17 protein-coding genes and 1 pseudogene are annotated in these 14,948 nt (G+C 70.0%); 13 read left to right on the top strand and 5 right to left on the bottom strand.

The genetic code is table 11. From position 1 onward, the window contains the following. Positions 1-44: 44 nt before the first annotated feature. On the bottom strand, positions 45-1,022 hold the full coding sequence (locus ACY0PA_RS26125) for an ArsR/SmtB family transcription factor (protein WP_473080058.1): 978 nt from the start codon (positions 1,020-1,022) through the stop codon (positions 45-47). Positions 1,023-1,094: 72 nt separating this feature from the next. On the opposite strand from ACY0PA_RS26125, the gene ACY0PA_RS26130 reads away from it, so the two are divergent. The 3 genes from ACY0PA_RS26130 (at position 1,095) to ACY0PA_RS26140 (ending at position 4,481) form a co-directional block, all read left to right on the top strand. Next, positions 1,095-2,315, top strand: coding sequence for an MFS transporter (locus tag ACY0PA_RS26130; protein ID WP_473080059.1), 1,221 nt, complete (start codon positions 1,095-1,097; stop codon positions 2,313-2,315). Positions 2,316-2,454: 139 nt separating this feature from the next. Beyond that, the gene (locus tag ACY0PA_RS26135; RefSeq protein WP_473080060.1) at positions 2,455-3,582 is read left to right on the top strand and encodes an SMI1/KNR4 family protein; all 1,128 of its coding nucleotides are present in this window, start codon (positions 2,455-2,457) and stop codon (positions 3,580-3,582) included. A gap of 8 nt (positions 3,583-3,590) precedes the next feature. Continuing rightward, on the top strand, positions 3,591-4,481 hold the full coding sequence (locus tag ACY0PA_RS26140; protein WP_473080061.1) for a hypothetical protein: 891 nt from the start codon (positions 3,591-3,593) through the stop codon (positions 4,479-4,481). Between the two features lie 121 nt (positions 4,482-4,602). Here the strand turns inward: ACY0PA_RS26140 and ACY0PA_RS26145 are convergent, their stop codons facing one another. After that, on the bottom strand, positions 4,603-5,232 hold the full coding sequence (locus ACY0PA_RS26145) for a hypothetical protein (RefSeq protein ID WP_473080062.1): 630 nt from the start codon (positions 5,230-5,232) through the stop codon (positions 4,603-4,605). A 2-nt stretch (positions 5,233-5,234) separates the two neighbouring features. Next, entirely contained in the window at positions 5,235-6,611 is a 1,377-nt protein-coding gene (locus ACY0PA_RS26150) for a delta-60 repeat domain-containing protein (protein ID WP_473080063.1), read from the bottom strand. Positions 6,612-6,814: 203 nt separating this feature from the next. On the opposite strand from ACY0PA_RS26150, the pseudogene ACY0PA_RS26155 reads away from it, so the two are divergent. Beyond that, positions 6,815-7,087, top strand: a pseudogene (locus tag ACY0PA_RS26155) (mycothiol transferase); the annotation flags it as partial. Here ACY0PA_RS26155 and ACY0PA_RS26160 read toward each other — a convergent pair. Both ACY0PA_RS26160 and ACY0PA_RS26165 read right to left on the bottom strand, forming a co-directional pair. Beyond that, the gene (locus ACY0PA_RS26160; RefSeq protein ID WP_473080064.1) at positions 7,088-7,402 is read right to left on the bottom strand and encodes a DUF397 domain-containing protein; all 315 of its coding nucleotides are present in this window, start codon (positions 7,400-7,402) and stop codon (positions 7,088-7,090) included. It lies immediately after the preceding pseudogene. Beyond that, positions 7,383-8,213, bottom strand: a complete 831-nt coding sequence (locus tag ACY0PA_RS26165) for a helix-turn-helix domain-containing protein (RefSeq protein ID WP_473080065.1) — start codon at positions 8,211-8,213, stop codon at positions 7,383-7,385. The genes ACY0PA_RS26160 and ACY0PA_RS26165 overlap by 20 nt, the downstream gene beginning before the upstream one ends. A gap of 118 nt (positions 8,214-8,331) precedes the next feature. Between ACY0PA_RS26165 and ACY0PA_RS26170 the strand changes: the two genes are divergently transcribed. From ACY0PA_RS26170 to ACY0PA_RS26210, 9 genes are all read left to right on the top strand, one after another. Continuing rightward, a complete protein-coding gene (locus tag ACY0PA_RS26170) occupies positions 8,332-8,550 on the top strand; it encodes a hypothetical protein (protein WP_100594949.1) in 219 nt (72 codons plus the stop codon). Positions 8,551-8,729: 179 nt separating this feature from the next. Continuing rightward, positions 8,730-9,554: a hypothetical protein gene (locus ACY0PA_RS26175; RefSeq protein WP_473080066.1), complete on the top strand. Its 825-nt coding sequence runs from the start codon at positions 8,730-8,732 to the stop codon at positions 9,552-9,554. Positions 9,555-9,674: 120 nt separating this feature from the next. Further along, positions 9,675-10,463: a hypothetical protein gene (locus ACY0PA_RS26180; protein WP_473080067.1), complete on the top strand. Its 789-nt coding sequence runs from the start codon at positions 9,675-9,677 to the stop codon at positions 10,461-10,463. A gap of 138 nt (positions 10,464-10,601) precedes the next feature. Then, positions 10,602-11,063, top strand: a complete 462-nt coding sequence (locus tag ACY0PA_RS26185) for a hypothetical protein (protein ID WP_473080068.1) — start codon at positions 10,602-10,604, stop codon at positions 11,061-11,063. Between the two features lie 72 nt (positions 11,064-11,135). Further along, a complete protein-coding gene (locus tag ACY0PA_RS26190; protein WP_473080069.1) occupies positions 11,136-11,582 on the top strand; it encodes a hypothetical protein in 447 nt (148 codons plus the stop codon). Positions 11,583-11,758: 176 nt separating this feature from the next. Further along, entirely contained in the window at positions 11,759-12,652 is an 894-nt protein-coding gene (locus tag ACY0PA_RS26195) for a L,D-transpeptidase family protein (protein WP_473080070.1), read from the top strand. A gap of 225 nt (positions 12,653-12,877) precedes the next feature. Next, positions 12,878-13,327 carry a hypothetical protein gene (locus ACY0PA_RS26200; RefSeq protein WP_473080071.1) on the top strand — a complete coding sequence of 150 codons (450 nt, stop codon included), beginning with the start codon at positions 12,878-12,880 and terminating at the stop codon, positions 13,325-13,327. Between the two features lie 97 nt (positions 13,328-13,424). After that, positions 13,425-14,042, top strand: coding sequence for an RNA polymerase sigma factor (locus ACY0PA_RS26205; RefSeq protein WP_473086431.1), 618 nt, complete (start codon positions 13,425-13,427; stop codon positions 14,040-14,042). Beyond that, a complete protein-coding gene (locus ACY0PA_RS26210) occupies positions 14,039-14,764 on the top strand; it encodes a hypothetical protein (protein ID WP_473080072.1) in 726 nt (241 codons plus the stop codon). The genes ACY0PA_RS26205 and ACY0PA_RS26210 overlap by 4 nt, the downstream gene beginning before the upstream one ends. Positions 14,765-14,948 lie beyond the last annotated feature (184 nt).

The raw sequence follows: 14,948 nt of genomic DNA on the forward strand, positions 1-14,948 counted from the left end.
GAGGACTGTTCCCGGGGGATCCCCGGGTTCCGGTTGTCGGTCACTCACCGGTGCGGGCCCCCCGACGCCTCCACCAGCACCTCCCCGGCCGCCGTCCGCATGTACAGCACCGACCGCCCGGCACGCCATCGCTCCACAAGACCCGCGTCCAGCAGTACCCGCAGGTGTCTGCCCACCGACCCCAGCCCCTGCCCGGTCACGGCGACCAACTGGGTCGTGCTCATCGGAGTCTCAAGGAGGACCAGCAATCCGGCCCGCGTGGTCCCGATGAGCGCGCCGAGCCCGGCCGGGACGGGTCGTCGGTCGTGGTCCTCGGCGAGCACCCCGAGGCACGGGTAGACGACGGCGTACCGTTCCCGTCCCTCCCATGACACCCAACTCGTCCTCGGCGTCACCGGCATGAACAGCAGGTCGGCCCCGGCGGCGATCTCCCGCGGCGGATTCATGTTCAGGTTGACCTGGAACCGGCTCTCCCCGAGCCACCGTGTCCCCGGCTTCAGCGAGTCAAGGACGGCCGCCCAGCCGCCCTGGCTCACGCGCGTGGTCCGCGCGACCATGTCGGCCTCGAGAACGCGCCGCCGCCGCTTCCAGTACGGGCGTACGGTCTCCTGCCAGACGTACGTCAACAGCGCGGTCGCCCGCTCGGGCAGGTCGTCCCGCTCCAGGGTGGCGGGGAGGGGGCCGTCGAGGCACACCCGGAGGTTGGCGCGCGCTTCCCCGGCCCCGGCCGCCCGCACCCGGGCCACGGTCTCCTCGAAACGCTCGCCCTCGCACGAGGTGGGGCAGAAGAAGTCGGCGATCCAGGACGTGCCGATGGCCACCTGTACGAGGAGTGCGGCCACCGGGTCGGCCGTCAGGCGCGCACGGTAGCCGGGCAGGTGCGTGCGCAGCCAGGCATCCTCGCCCGGATGGGAACCTGTCCCCGCGTGCAGCAGCCTCAGGCTCGCGAAGGTCTCGGCGAACGGCGAGAGCACGAACCGGCTGCGGGCGAGGCTGTCCGCGTCGATCTGCCACAAGCCCATGCGTACGTACGACCTTTCGCGTGTCGGCGAAACATTAAACACGACCCCCAGTCCGCTCCCAGACTTCGATGCATGCGCAGCTACCGCACCCTGTTCCGCACGCCGGAGTTCGCCCCGTTCCTGCTCTCCTTCGCCGCTTTCGCCGCCGCCCAGACGATCGGCGGCCTGGCCCTGGCCACGCTGGTCTTCCGGGCCACCGGCTCCCCGTTCCTGTCGGCGGTGAGCATGTTCGGCCCGCAGCTGGCCCAGTTGCTCGGGGGCGCGTTCCTGCTCTCGGGCTCCGACCGCCTGCCCCCGCGCGCGGTCCTGTCCGGCCTCGCCCTCGCCTTCGCGGCCGGCACGGCGGTCCTTGCACTGCCCGGCCTGCCGGTCTGGGCGGTGTTCGTCGTCGTACTCGGGCAGGGCTTGGTCGCGTCGCTGGGCGGGGGTGTGCGCGGGGGGCTGCTCAACGAGATCCTGCCGAAGGACGGCTATGTGCTCGGCCGTTCGATCTACAACATGCTCTGGGGCCTGACGCAGATGGCCGGTTTCGCGACGGGCGGCGTCCTGCTTGCGCTCCTGTCCCCACGGACCTGCCTGCTCCTCGCGGCAGCGCTGTACGTGATGTCGGCCCTCGTCACCCGCTTGGGCCTCACGGCGCGGGCACCGCGCTCCTCCGGCCGCCCGTCCGTCGCGGCGACCTGGCGCACCAACGCCCTCCTGTGGTCCTCGCGCCCCCGCCGCCTGGCGTACCTGGGCCTGTGGGTCCCCAACGGCCTGGTGGTAGGCAGCGATTCGCTCTATGTCTCCTACGCTCCCGGAGTCGCTGGCACGCTGTACGCGGTCGGGGCGCTGGGCATGTTCGTGGGTGACATGGCGGTGGGCCGCCTGGTGCCGCCCGGGGTGCGCCCCCGTCTCGCGACCCCGCTGCGACTGCTCCTCGCGGCTCCCTACCTGTTCTTCGTCCTGCGGCCGGGAGCGGCGCTGTCGGCGGTGGCCGTCACCGTCGCGTCCGTCGGTTTCGCCGCGAGCCTGGTCCTGCAGGAACGTCTGTTGTCCCTCACCCCGGACGACCTCGCGGGCCAGGCCCTCGGCCTGCACGCCACCGGCATGGCCGCCCTCCAAGGCGTCGGCGCCCTCCTCGCGGGCACGCTGGCCCAACTCACCTCCCCTGCCGCGGCGATGACGCTGATGGCGGCCGGTTCGGTCACCGTGACGCTGGCTCTCGCGACGCTGGGCAGGCGCGAGGAGCGACGGCCGGCCGTCCCCGGTACGCGCCCGGACGTCCTGCCGGAACCCGCCGTCACGGACTAGGTCGTTGCTCCCAGACGCCCTGATGCGAGGAGCGCGCCGCACGCGTAGCGATGTCCGAAAGCTCCGGTCGCTCGCGCGCTGAGGGTGGCGTGCTGTAGAACCGGCCCGGTTTCCCCGAGGAGAACCGGAGGAGTCGCTCGTGAATCGACTGCTCGGCTACGCCATGTGCTGGGTGGCACTCATGGGGGCGATCACTTTCGGGGCCGGTGAGGACCTGAGCGACCGGCTGGCGGCCCTCGTCGCGACGCTCCCCGCGTGGGGCTACATCGGATTCCGCATCCGGCGGGAGGTCCGGGCGATCAAGGAAGACAGCAGACTCGCACGAGGCGAGCGCAGGAGGCGGGAGGCGGTCATGGAACCGGATGAACTCGTTGATGCTGTAACGCGGTTGGTCGGCAAAGGCGCTCGGCGCTTCGAGTGCTGCGAGGAGGGGCACGGCTCGGGACACGTATGCCTCGCCCTCTCCGAAGAGCTCGACCTCCTCGATCTGATCGAGGGGATCAGTAACCGCTACGGGGCCTCCCGCAACCTCGCCATGCGCGGCTATACCGATCCCACTGTCGACGCGACGACCGGACGGCCCGTGCTCACGCCCTTCGGTGCTGACGTGATCAACATGCGGGCCTGGGCCCATGCCGACCAGTGGATCGGTGCCGGGACGGTCCGGGTGGGGGGCGACATACGGCACGTCGTTCTCGTCGCCGAGCGGGACGTGCCCGTTGTGGAGGAGCTGTCCGACGACGCCACGTGGGTCGAGCGGGTCGTGGCCGTGACCGGGTGGGCCGGTGAGGCCCGTACGGTCGACTGGGATGCGGTGGAGGAACGGCTCGGCACCCGGCTGCCCGCGGACTTCAAGCAGCTTGCCGAGATCTTCGGATGTGGCGCCTTCGACGGCTTCCTCACCCTCTACGTGCCCGAGTCCGACGTCCCCGGCATGGACTTCGTGGAGAACGCGGAGCATCTGGCCGGGTTCGCGGCCCGCTCGGGCACGAGCCTGTGGAGGCCGTACGGCATCCATCCGGCGCCCGGCGGACTCCTGGAGTGGGGGTCGTCCGAGCAGGCGGACCAGTACTACTGGCTGACCGAAGGCGACGACCCCGACCGCTGGCCCGTCCTCGCGTCGCAGGACATCGCCGACACCTGGACACGCTTCGACGGCACCGCCGCCGAGTTCGTCTTCCGCATGCTCACCGAGCGTTCGCACCCCCACTCGATCGCCCGGTACTACGACACCCACTGGTTCCAGAGTTACGAGGACGAGGAGTAGGCCGGAAAGTGAAGAGATTTCGTCTGGGATATCTGACGGCTATAGCGCCCCTGTGCGTCGTGTTGGCCGGTTGCGGCGTGGGGGTGGGTGGCCCGGACGCGGCCAGGCCCACCGCAACGAAGCAGGCCGACGCGAAGGTGCAGGAGAAGGTGAAGGGAGAGGGGAAGACCTCCGCGCCCACCACCCCCGCCGACTTCCTCGACCTCGCCGACAAAGCCATGGCCGCCGAACCCGGCTGGACCTTCGCCGTGGAGGGCGAAGAGGCCCTCACGCTCCAGGAGCAGGAGAGCGGCGCGTCCTACGAGGCCACCGTGTCGCGCACCGGGAAGCCGGAGGCCCTCCGTTCGCAGGGTGTCATCACCAGCAGCAAGGGTGTGCAGAAGGCGGAGAAGGTGTTTGTCGTCGGCGGTACGACCTACGTCAAGGAGGGGGCCGCCGCCTGGAAGAAGGGCGCCTCCACCGACCCCGCGATGGAGAACAAGGTCGAGGACTCGGTGGCCGCCATCGACGCGTACCGGGGTTATCTCAAGGCGGGCAACAAGGACGTCACCGCAGTGAAGAAGGGCGACACGGCCGAGCTTCAAGTCAGGCTTCAGCCATCGAGGTTGAAGGATGTACAGGACCGCGCCTACGTGAAGACCGCCGTCCGCGAGCTCGACCCCGTCCTCACCCAGCTCCAGGGCGCCGGCATCACCATCAGCAAGTCCCAGATCACGCTCGCCCGGCTCAACGAGACGCTGACCCTGGACGCCAGGACCGGGCGGATCAAAGCCCATCGGCTCGGGTTCACCTTCCTCATTCCGCACGACGGCGGGTACATCAACTACCGGCAGGACGTGGGCGAGGTGAATGGCGGGGTGTTCAAAGAGAGCATCAGCCTGCCCGCGGGCGTGAACTGACGGCAATTCAGTCCGAGCTGAGGGGTTCCGTCCTCCTCGGCGTGTCACCGGAGCCCGGTCGTGGCAGGGCTCCGGTGACACCAGAGGGAACTGTGGTGCCGGGGGTAGGTGAAGGCCGGGGCTACGGGCAGCTCACGCGTCCGTCGCCGGGGTCGGTCGTGCAGGTGTCGGTGCCGAGGCCGCCGTTGGCGGTGTCGTTGCCGGAGACGTTGTCGACCGTGTTGAGCCGGTCGTTGCCGAAGTAGCCGGTCAGGGTGTCGTTTCCGGGGCCACCGATCAGGGTGTCGTTGTCGAATCCACCGTCGATGTTGTCGTTTCCGGGGCCGCCGTAGACGGTTTCGCTGCCGTAGCTCGCCCGGACGGTGTCGTTGCCGCTCAGGGCGCAGATCACGTCGTTCCCCCAGCCGCCCGTGAGGGTGTCGGCGCCGCTGGTGCCGGTGATCGTGCAGCCGTGCGCGTTGTTCACCGTGCTGGTCGCCGTCGCCGAGTTGTTGGCGGGTACCGGGTCGGTCTGCGTGGCGGTGACCGTGGCCTTGTCGGACAGGGTGCCGGTGGCGGTCCTGGGTTCGGCGACCACCTTCACCGTGGTCGAGGCACCCGCGGCGAGGGAGCCGAGCGCGCAGTTGGCGCTGGTGGACGTGATGGTGCAGGTGCCCTGGGCGGGCGTGGCCGACAGTACGGTGCCGGGTCCGGAGAGGACGTCCGTCAGCGTGACGCCGGTGGCCGCCGTCGTGGTGCTCTTGTTGGTCACCGTCACGGTGTAGGTGGCCTGGTCACCAGGCTGACGGTGGCCGGTCCGGTCTTGGTCACGGACAGGTCCACCCCGGTCGGGGGCGGCGTGCCGGTGACCTGGTAGCGGACCAGACCGCGGTCGTCGCCGGTGTTGCCGGAGGCGACGATCTTGCCGTCGGCCTGCACCGCCACCGCGCTGGCCGTGTCGAAGTAGCCGAAGGTGGACACGTCGGTGGTCACCTTGCCGCCGGTCCCGAATCCGCCGTCGAGGCTTCCGTCGGCGTTGTAACGGGCCACCGCGAAGTCGGCCTGGCTGATGCCGGCGGCGACGATCTTGCCGTCGGACTGCAACGCCAGGTCGGAGCTCCCGTCCAGGGTGCCGGCCCCGAAACTGGTGGCGACCTTTCCGTCGCCGGAGAATCCGGGGTCCAGGCTGCCGTCGGGGTTGTAGCGGGCCAGCGCGAAGTCGAAGTCACTGGTTCCGGCGACGACGATCTTCCCGTCCGTCTGCACCTTCACCCCGGCGGCGATGTCGGCGTCGGCGAAGGGGGTGGTGACCTTGCCGTCGCCGTCGAAGCCGGTGTCCAGGCTGCCGTCGGAGTTGTAGCGGGCGAGCGCGAAATCGGAGGCGTTCGCCGGGAAGTTGTACCCGGCGCGGCCGGTGACGACGATCCTGCCGTCGGACTGCATCGCCACGTCGTAGGCGGACGCGCTGCCGCCCGCGAAGCCGGTGGTGACCTTGCCGTCGCCGTCGAAGCCCGTGTCGAGGCTGCCGTCGGGGTTGTAGCGGGCGAGCGCGACATTGGCGCCGCTCTCGCCGACGGCGACGATCGCGCCGTTGGCCTGCATCGTCACCGCGAAGGCCTCCTGCGCGCCCGTTCCGAAATCGGTGCGCGCGATGCCGTCGCCGTCGAAGCCGGTGTCGAGGCTGCCGTTGCTGTTGTAGCGGACGACCGTGAACCGATTGCCTCCGCTCACGGGGTCCACACTGCGGCCGACCACGACGATCTTGCCGTCCGGCTGCACCGCCACACCGTTGGCGATGTCCTCGTCGCCCCCGCTCACGTCGGTCAGGACCAGGCCGTCGCCGTCGAAGCTGGTGTCGAGGCTGCCGTTGGTGTTGTAGCGGGCCAGGGTGAAGTCGGCCGCGTCGCCTTGCGGAGAGTTGTTGAGGCCGACGGTGACGATCTTGCCGTCCGCCTGCAATGCCATGTCGCGGCTCTCGTCGTAGCCGCCGAAGTCGGTGACGACTCTGCCGTCGCCGTCGAAGCCGGGATCGAGGTCGCCCGGCGCGGCAAGCGCGGCTCCGGGCGCGGTCAGGACGAGCGCGAGGCCGGTGGCCGCGGCAGCCCCGGTTCGTCCCAGCGTTCTTCGCAGACCAGTAATGAGTGTGGGCATGGAGACCCTTCCGCCTCTCATCGCCGAGCAGCGGGCCGCTGCTTCCCTGTGGCAGGCCACAGCCTGTTGATACCGCCGGGGCCAGACCCCAACGGCTGGCCGCGCTGGGCCCACCGGATACCTCGGGGTTCACTTCAACGGGTGCGCCGCGGCATGCCTCAGCCGCGCAAATCAGTGGCGGGGGCGGGCCGCCACCGACGACCATGCGACGTATGACTGACCAACCCGCACGATGGAGCCAGGCGTCTGTCTACCCCGACATGTGGGCGGACCCGGACGACGACCCCCGCAGCAGCGAGGGAGTCAGCGCGGACGGCGAACTGGCGACGCTCCAGACTTTCCTGACGGACTACCGCCTGACCCTGCGCATGAAGTGCGAGGGCCTGGACCCGGAGCAGCTCGCCCGGCGGTCGGTGCCGCCGTCGACGATGTCGCTGCTCGGCCTCCTCCGGCACCTCGCCGAGGCGGAGCGGGACTCAGGGGCGCGAGCGGTCGGCCGCCTTCACCGCACCGAGGAACGCCGTCCACGCGCCGCTGGTGAACACGACGGCCGGACCGTGAGGGTTCTTGCTGTCACGTACGGGGACGTGGGCGGCGCAGGCGTGGTCGTTGACTTCGAGGCAGTCGCCGCTGGTGCCGCCGCTGTACGTGGACTTGCGCCAGGCGTCGCTGACTTCGAGGCACTCGCCGCTGCTGCCTCCGCTGTAGCTGGACTTGCGCCACATGGTCAGGGTCGATGCGTCGGTGACGCGGATGTGATGCCGCTGCTGCTCACTGCTGCTGTGCGTCATGTGCGTAATCCTCCGCGACGGACCTGATCAGGGCCAGCGACTTACCGTGCGACAGCGCGTCGCCCATGGCGTGATCGTAGACGGCCTGGCATTCACGTACCACGGACGGGAGTTCAAGGACCCGGCCCGTCTTTAGGCCCTCGACGTACGCGACCGGAGGCAGGTCCTCGAACCACATCAAGGAGACGAACCCCTCCAGGAGGGCATGCAGGCCTACCGAGAGCGGCAGCACGTGCACGCGAATGCGGCGACGTTCGCCCAACTCGGCGATGTGACAGAGCTGCTCGCACATCACGGCCGGGCCGCCCACCGGGCGTCGTAGCACCGCCTCGTCGAGGAGATACCAGGCAACAGGCGAAGCGAAGTTGTCCAGGATGCGCGCCCGGTCCAGTCGTGTGACAACGAGCCTGTCACGTTCCTCATCCGTCTTCGGCGGGAAGCCGGACTGGAGGACTTCGCGGGCGTACGCCTCCGTCTGAAGGACGCCCGGGACAAGCTTCGGCGCATACTCCCTGATCACTGTCGCCTGTCGCTCCAACTCCAGTGCTTCCGCGAAGTGTTCGGCGACGCTTCCCTCTCCCTGCGTGGGCAGGAAGTTCTCGAAGACCCCGCCCGTCTTGAATACTTGATCGAGACGGCGGGCGTCCTCAAGTGACGGCCGGCGGCGCCCCGCCTCGATGTGCGCGATGTGCGTGCGGGACATGATCGCCCGCACGCTCAGCTCTTCCTGTGTGAATCCGGCAGCCTCCCGGCGCCGCCGCAGCTCATCCCCGTAACTCGTCCGGGAACCGGGATTGTCCTCGATCGCCATCCGCAACTCCCGTATGTGCGACTTGCGTTGTCACGCTCGGACCACTGGCGAGCCTAACCGTGGCGACCTCACTCTGTGACCGAATTCCTACGCAGAGCGAGATCGAGAGGCAGTGTCGATGCAGCACGGGGAAGGCGCGTTCGTCGCCCACACCGGTACGGACGTCTACGGGCCCGGCAAGGTGCTCGGCGTCGACGGGGAATCGCGGCGCGTGCGGTTCGTGTACTTCGTGGCGACGATCGCGGCGCGAGACCTGCGGCCGGCCTCGGAGAGCGAAGAGGTCTGGGTGCGGGCGTGGCTGCGGGAGCGTGCGCAGAGATACGGCGGGCAGTGGTGATTACGTCAAGTGACCGTTCGCATATGCAAGTTGCGATACGGTGGGCGCGACAGCACGCCTCACATGAGGCGGCCCTCAACGCTGGTTCGCACCCAGCGAAGAGGGCCTTCATCACCAGTGGAAAGCGCCACCGGAAAATGCTCCGTCATGCTATCGCGCCTGCCCGTTTCTTCAGCCAGGTGCCGAACGAAATCCTCCGCCATCCGCGCCTCTCGTCGGACGCCGTACGGCTGTTGACCTGGCAGTTGTCGCTCCCCGACGACGCCAGGGACCCGTTGTCGAAAACCGCCCGTCAGGCCGGGATCGGCAAGTGCGCGTTCAACCGCGCTAAGAGCGAACTGAAGCGCGAGGGCTATCTGCACGAGTGGCGCCAGCAGGGTGGCCGTGGACTGTGGTCGACCGTGCAGCTCGTCTCCAATGTGCCGCTGAAGCCGGAGCAGGCGCTCGCCTTACGGGTCGGGGCTCCGACGGGCGGAAACCCGGCCGCCGGTGAGCCGACCGGCCGGACCGTCGGCCGTCATCCAGAAAAACCCGTTTTTGAGAACACCCCCCACCATCCCGAGACGCCTCCCGAGACAGAGGCGCCCGAGACTCCGGTGGCCACGGATGCCGGACGCCAACTCATCGCCACCGTCCTGGACTTGGAGCCAAGGCTCCGCGTGCCGCGCGGCATGCTGCCGGAGCTGGCGGCACTGGCCAGCGCCTGGCTGGAGGCGGGGCACGCACCCGGTGGCGTACGGGCGCATGTGCAGCGCAGCTTGCCGGGGCCTAAGCAGCCGATCCTCAAGCCGGGCGGCCTGCTCCGGTACATCCTGAGCGACGTACCACCGGCCCCTGTCGAGGAAGAGTCCCGCCGTCCCGAACCCGTACAGCCACGCGTCGCGCAGCTGCGGGAATGCGAGGGCGTGCATACGCAGGAGCGGTTGTTCCGGCCGGAGGGTGACGAGGAGTTCTGCGACGAGTGCCTGCGGGGGCGGGTGGCTGACGGCGCGGCCCGGCTGTAGAGCGGCTCCGGGTGGCCGGTTTGCCGGAATGCGGAAACCGGTACCTCCCGCGGACTGCCGTCCGACCTCGTTGTGTGCCCGTTTCCGGCTCACGGAGGATGGGGGCGGAGGGGGTGGGTCATGACGGTACGGGCGAGGGCTACGGCTCAGGGCATGGGCGGGCGGCTGGACAAGGGCGGTGCCCGTCGGCGGTCGCCGGGCTGGACCCGGTTCGTTGGCGTGCTGCTGATCCTGCTGGCTCTGGTATCGGCGGTGCTCTGCTACATCGCGTTCGCTTGGTGGTTGCCCTCCGACCGGGACCGCTACCGGGACTACGTGGCAGCCGAGCCGTGCCCCGCCCGGGCGACGGCCCAGGCGCAGAAGGACTGCCTGAGCACCTGGCATTTCACCGTCGTGAAGACGGTGATCAAGAACGGCGGGAAGAGTTCCACCTATACGGCGACGCTGAAGGACGGGCACTCCTGGCAGGGAGTCGTGGACTTTGGTGACCCGGGGCCGCTCCTGGAGCGGCTGGAGACCGGCGACCGGGTCACGGCCACCGTCTGGCGCCGCGACATCGTCGTACTCAGCAAGGGCGGCGTCCGGCAGAACAGCTCCGAGGCACCCCGCGACGAGCTCCAGATGAACGCGGCCATGGGCATGCTCGCCGCGTTCTTCGCGGCTCAGACGTTCGCGTTCGGCGCGGTGCGCCTTGTCATGCCTCGCGCCCACGCACCCTTCACCTGGGACCCGTACGGCAGGCGGCTGCTCTTCACCGGCATCGCTGTCTGCCTCGGGGTGGGGCTCCCGGCGGTGTGGACCGGCATCCCGTGGTGGACCGTGCCCGCCGTCGGACTCCCGGCCCTGGCGTGCGCGGCGGCGCTGATGTACCCGCGCCCGGGGCGCACGACCGCGGGCGGGGGCAGGTGACCGGATTGTTCCGTCGCTCGCCCATGACGGGTGCCATGTTGTAGAACCGGGCTTCACGGCGCCGTGCACGTGTGCCTTGCCGTCTCCGAAGAACTGCTTTGAGGGGAACGGGTGAGGCGAGAAGTGAGTTCGACAGGGGTGCAGGAAGCGGCGGACGGCTCCGGGCGCGAGCAGGCCGGCCCCACGGCTTCCGCGCTCCTGCGGGACCTCCTCTGGGAGTGCTATCCGGAGCAGCGGGAGGCGATCCTCGCGCTGGAGGAGGACGAACGCGAGTATGCCGATCCGGTGAACCGGCCTGCTGCCGAAGTGGGGGCTTACACCCTGGTCAGCGATGTTTTCGTTGATGAGGTGTTGAGGCCGCTCCTTGAGACCGTTCCCTTGGACGAGAAACGGGCGAATCGGTGTGCGTCCTTCCTGGAGCGCCTGCTGGCGCTCGGAGAGCGCAGCCCTTTCATCAAGGAGATGACCAGCATCCGGGTGACGGATCAGCTGCTGGGCTATCCGGAGAACTGGAAGAAGCTCCACCCGCACGCCGGGGAGCTGTTGCGGCGTGAAGTGCGGGAGCGCCAGATCTACTACACGGGTCCGTTCCCTGAGTGACGGCCCAGGGCCCGCCGCGCGACCGCCGCGCGGCGGGCCCTTTCGTGATCCGCGAACGAAGAGAGGTGCGGTGTGCCCGACATCGGCAGACACCAGATCCCCGGTCTCCTCCTGATCATGGTTCCGGAGTCCCGGGCCGGTATCGAGGCCGCGGCGGGGATGTCCGCGGAGCAGGCCGTCTCCGGGGATCTCGACTGGTTCGATCTCTACGACTTCCTGCGTGAGGTCGTCTTCCGCGACATGGTGCGGCCGGAGCTGCTCATGCCCGAGGCGGAGCGTGACAAGGAACTGCTCGGCCGATGCGCGGAGTTCACCGAGAACCTGCTCATGAACTCGACCCAGTCCGTGGCGTCCGCCGCGTTCTATCAGTTGGTGGAGCCGCTGTACGAGAGTGAGGAACTCCTTGTCGCCGCGATTCCCCTGATGCAGCCGGAAACGCTGCGCGTCACGCTCGAGGACATGGCAGTGGACCGGCTCTCGGCGCCGGCGCGCGCCGCGCTGGCGGATTACCTCCACTGATCGCCGGGTGGAGGATCTGGGCGGATTCTGAAAGGTGCGCCCGGAATGTCTTCCGGGTCGCGGGCGGGTGCGGGGCTCCTATATAAACGGGCCGCCTCCCCACACCAGCCCATTCGAAGGGTCTCTTCGTGCTGCCCGTTTCCCGTTTTCGTACCGGACTTACCGCCGCAGGGGCCGTGATTCTGCTGGCCGCCACCGCCGCGTGCGGGCACCAGGACAAGCCGGCGTCGTCCGGCGCCGACCAGGTGCGGGCCGAGGACGCCGGTGCCGCGTCCGCCCCGGCATCCACGTCCGCCTCGCCTTCCGCATCGAAGAAGTCGAAGAAGTCGAAGAAGTCGAAGAAGTCGAAGAAGTCGGAGAAGGCGAGCCCGAGCGGCTCCCCCTCCGCGTCCGCCTCGAAGTCCGCCTCGGCTTCGGCGGGCGCCCCGGCCAAGTCCGCCGGCGTCCCGTCCAAGGCCCCCGCACCCGGCTCCGCGCCCGACTTCCCCGTGCCCGTCGAGGTGGGCAACGCCACCCAGGTCATCACCGTGAAGTCCAGCGGTTCGTACGCGACCGTCACCGCCTGGGCCAAGGGGTCCGCCGGGTGGAAGTCGGTCGTCTCCACCAGCGCGGGACGCGTCGGATCCAACGGTGTCGTCCCTGGTTCCACGCGGCGCCAGAGCACCTACACGACGCCCTCGGGCACGTACACCCTCACCGAGGGGTTCGGCGTCGAGGCGGGCGGTACGAACATGCCTTACACGCGCGTCGACTCCGCGCAGTGGTGGGTCGAGGACCCGGAGTCGAAGTTCTACAACTCGATGCACACCGCGGCCGGCGCGGACTTCCCGCTCACCGAGAGCGGTGACCGCGGCAGCGAGCACCTGATCAACTACCCGACGCAGTACGCCAAGGCGCTCGTCATCAACTTCAACCGCTGGCCCGCCGTGCCGGGGCGCGGCGCGGGCATCTTCCTCCACGTCAACGGCTCGGGCGCGACCGCGGGCTGCGTCTCCGTGCCGCGCGCCACCATGGACCGCATCATGAGCTGGGTCCAGCCGGGCGCGCATCCGCGCATCGCGATCGGCTGACGGCCAGGGCCCCGAGCCCCGGTCCATGGCCCAGACCTCGTGGCCGCCCCTCGGCATTCCGGTCACGCACGACGCACAACCGCCTCAAAGGTTGTACGGCCTTTGCGAATTGGTCATGTGAGAAGCGACATGCGTGTGACGTGTGATGTTTGTGTGGCGTCAACCGCTGGGCCGGGCGGGGGAGTTGCGCAGGCCGCTCCTCGTACCGGATGAGGGGCGGACGTCATGGGAGTGGGCCACAAGCCTGAGCCGAACGCGGCGGAGATGCGGCGGCACGCCGCCGGATTTGTCGCGCACGCCACCGCGCGCAACCGGCTCCCGCTCGACTACACCGTCGCCAGCCTCCGCGTCGCGGACTTCCTCATCGACGGCCTGCGTAAAGGCACTTCGGACCGGGCGTCCGTCACGGGCGCCCTGTTCGGCATCGGCGCGTACGTGGGGGAGGTGCTCGTGCGGCGGGCCGGGGCCGTCTGGGTCGGCTTCGACGCCGCCCAGCGCGCCTACTTCGGCCAGCCCGCCGGCGTCCGCATGCCCGACGGGCGCGTGTGGAACCCCCTGGGCAAAGTCGTCAACCGCTTCGAACTCGGCCGCGAGGAATCCCTCCTGACCTTCTATCTGACGCTCCACGGGCGCGGCGGCGACCGCGGCAAGGGAAAGACCTGCGCCGCCCTGTGACATTTCTGTGGGCCGGGACGCTGATGACCGTGGGGGCATGGACACGATGACCTGTGTCGCGTCGGGCGGGTACGCGGACGTACGAAGAGGACAACGGTTGGGCCAGGTGGGGGAGCCCCGTCGCGCGCACGCGCGTGACGAGGAGCTGGGCACGGCCGTGGCGCGGGCGCAGGACGGGGACGAGGCCGCGTTCGCGGTCGCGTACCGGCTCGTGCAGCCGGGGCTGGTCGGCTATCTGCGCGGCCTCGTCGGCGACGAGGCCGAGGACGTGGCCGGTGACGCCTGGCTGGAGATCGCCCGCGATCTCGGCCGCTTTCGCGGCGACGGCGCAGGGTTTCGCGGCTGGACCGCGACGATCGCCCGGCACCGCGCCCTCGACCTGCTGCGCCGCCAGAAGGTGCGCCCGCGCACCTCGGGCCTCGAACAGGACATGCTCGAACTCCCCGGCACCCACAGCACGTCCGACCAAGCCCTGGAGACGATCTCCACCGAAGCGGCGCTGAGGCTGATCAGCGGCCTCCCGCGCGACCAGGCCGAGGCGGTGCTGCTGCGCGTCGTCGTCGGGCTCGACGGGCCGTCCGCCGCGCGCGTCCTCGACAAGCGTCCGGGCGCCGTGCGGACCGCCGCGTACCGGGGCCTCAAGAAGCTTGCCGCACAGATGGGCGCACGAGGTGTGACGGATGACGGCCCCACAACGCTGGGTGAGTCGAGATGACTGAAAACCCACTTGTGTCCGAGGGCGAGCCGGCCGGCCCGGCGGCTGCCGGAGGCTTCGAGGCCCTGCTCGCGGCCGCGGTGCGTTCCGCGAGGCCGCGGGATGACGCCGAGGAGCAGGCCGTCGCCGCGTTCCGCGAGGCCCGCGACCAGGGAGCGCACTCGGCCAGGACGCGGCGCCGCGACGACTGGCGTCCGCGCCGGCGCGGTCTCGCTCGCTGGTCACTGCGCACCACCGTGGGCACGCTCGTCGCGGGTGTCACGCTGGGCGGCGTCGCGATGGCCGGGATGGGCGCGGCCGGAGACGCCTCGGGTGATGACGCCGAACAGCGGCCGACGTCCCGGCGGAGCGCCTCCAGCACCCCCGGGCGGTCCACGCCCGACCAGGTCCGGCCGTCCGCCACGATGCCCGCCGGATCAGGGCCCCACGCGGGTCGGTCAGGCGGTCACCCGGACCAGGCCGGGGACACCCTCGCCAAGTGCCACGCGTACGCATCCGTACGGGACCGGGGCAGGGCGCTCGACTCGCCCGCCTGGCAGCGTTTGCTCGCGGAGGCGGGCGGAGAGGCCTCCGTGGACGCGTACTGCGCGGCGGAGCGGGCCCGTCAGGAGACCGGCAGCGGCATCAAGGGCAGCGACAAGGCGGCCGACGGGAAAGCCGACGGTCAGCAAAACGGGCACCCGAGCCCGAAGCCGAGCCGGTCGAAGCATTCCGGGAAGTAGCCGAATCCCGGCAAGCAAGGCTGCGCGGGCGGCACCGGCACGCCTCGGCGCGCTCGCCCCGAAGAGCACCGCCGGGACGGCCGAGGCCGCCACCCCCCACAGGAGAGGCCCCGGCCGTCGCGCGGTACGGGCCGCGCGGCGGCCCGTACTACCTTCAGCGCCGCGCGTGCGCTTTGTGTCACAC

It is taken from the genome of Streptomyces sp. DS1-CR2 (assembly GCF_055760475.1).

Bases quoted from the DNA above. Each gene is read 5' to 3' on its own strand.
- ACY0PA_RS26160 (WP_473080064.1), bottom strand. From the start codon at position 7,402: ATGACGCACAGCAGCAGTGAGCAGCAGCGGCATCACATCCGCGTCACC.
- ACY0PA_RS26130 (WP_473080059.1), top strand. From the start codon at position 1,095: ATGCGCAGCTACCGCACCCTGTTCCGCACGCCGGAGTTCGCCCCGTTC.
- ACY0PA_RS26210 (WP_473080072.1), top strand. From the start codon at position 14,039: ATGACTGAAAACCCACTTGTGTCCGAGGGCGAGCCGGCCGGCCCGGCG.
- ACY0PA_RS26165 (WP_473080065.1), bottom strand. From the start codon at position 8,213: ATGGCGATCGAGGACAATCCCGGTTCCCGGACGAGTTACGGGGATGAG.
- ACY0PA_RS26150 (WP_473080063.1), bottom strand. From the start codon at position 6,611: ATGCCCACACTCATTACTGGTCTGCGAAGAACGCTGGGACGAACCGGG.
- ACY0PA_RS26170 (WP_100594949.1), top strand. From the start codon at position 8,332: ATGCAGCACGGGGAAGGCGCGTTCGTCGCCCACACCGGTACGGACGTC.
- ACY0PA_RS26125 (WP_473080058.1), bottom strand. From the start codon at position 1,022: ATGGGCTTGTGGCAGATCGACGCGGACAGCCTCGCCCGCAGCCGGTTC.
- ACY0PA_RS26200 (WP_473080071.1), top strand. From the start codon at position 12,878: ATGGGAGTGGGCCACAAGCCTGAGCCGAACGCGGCGGAGATGCGGCGG.
- ACY0PA_RS26180 (WP_473080067.1), top strand. From the start codon at position 9,675: ATGACGGTACGGGCGAGGGCTACGGCTCAGGGCATGGGCGGGCGGCTG.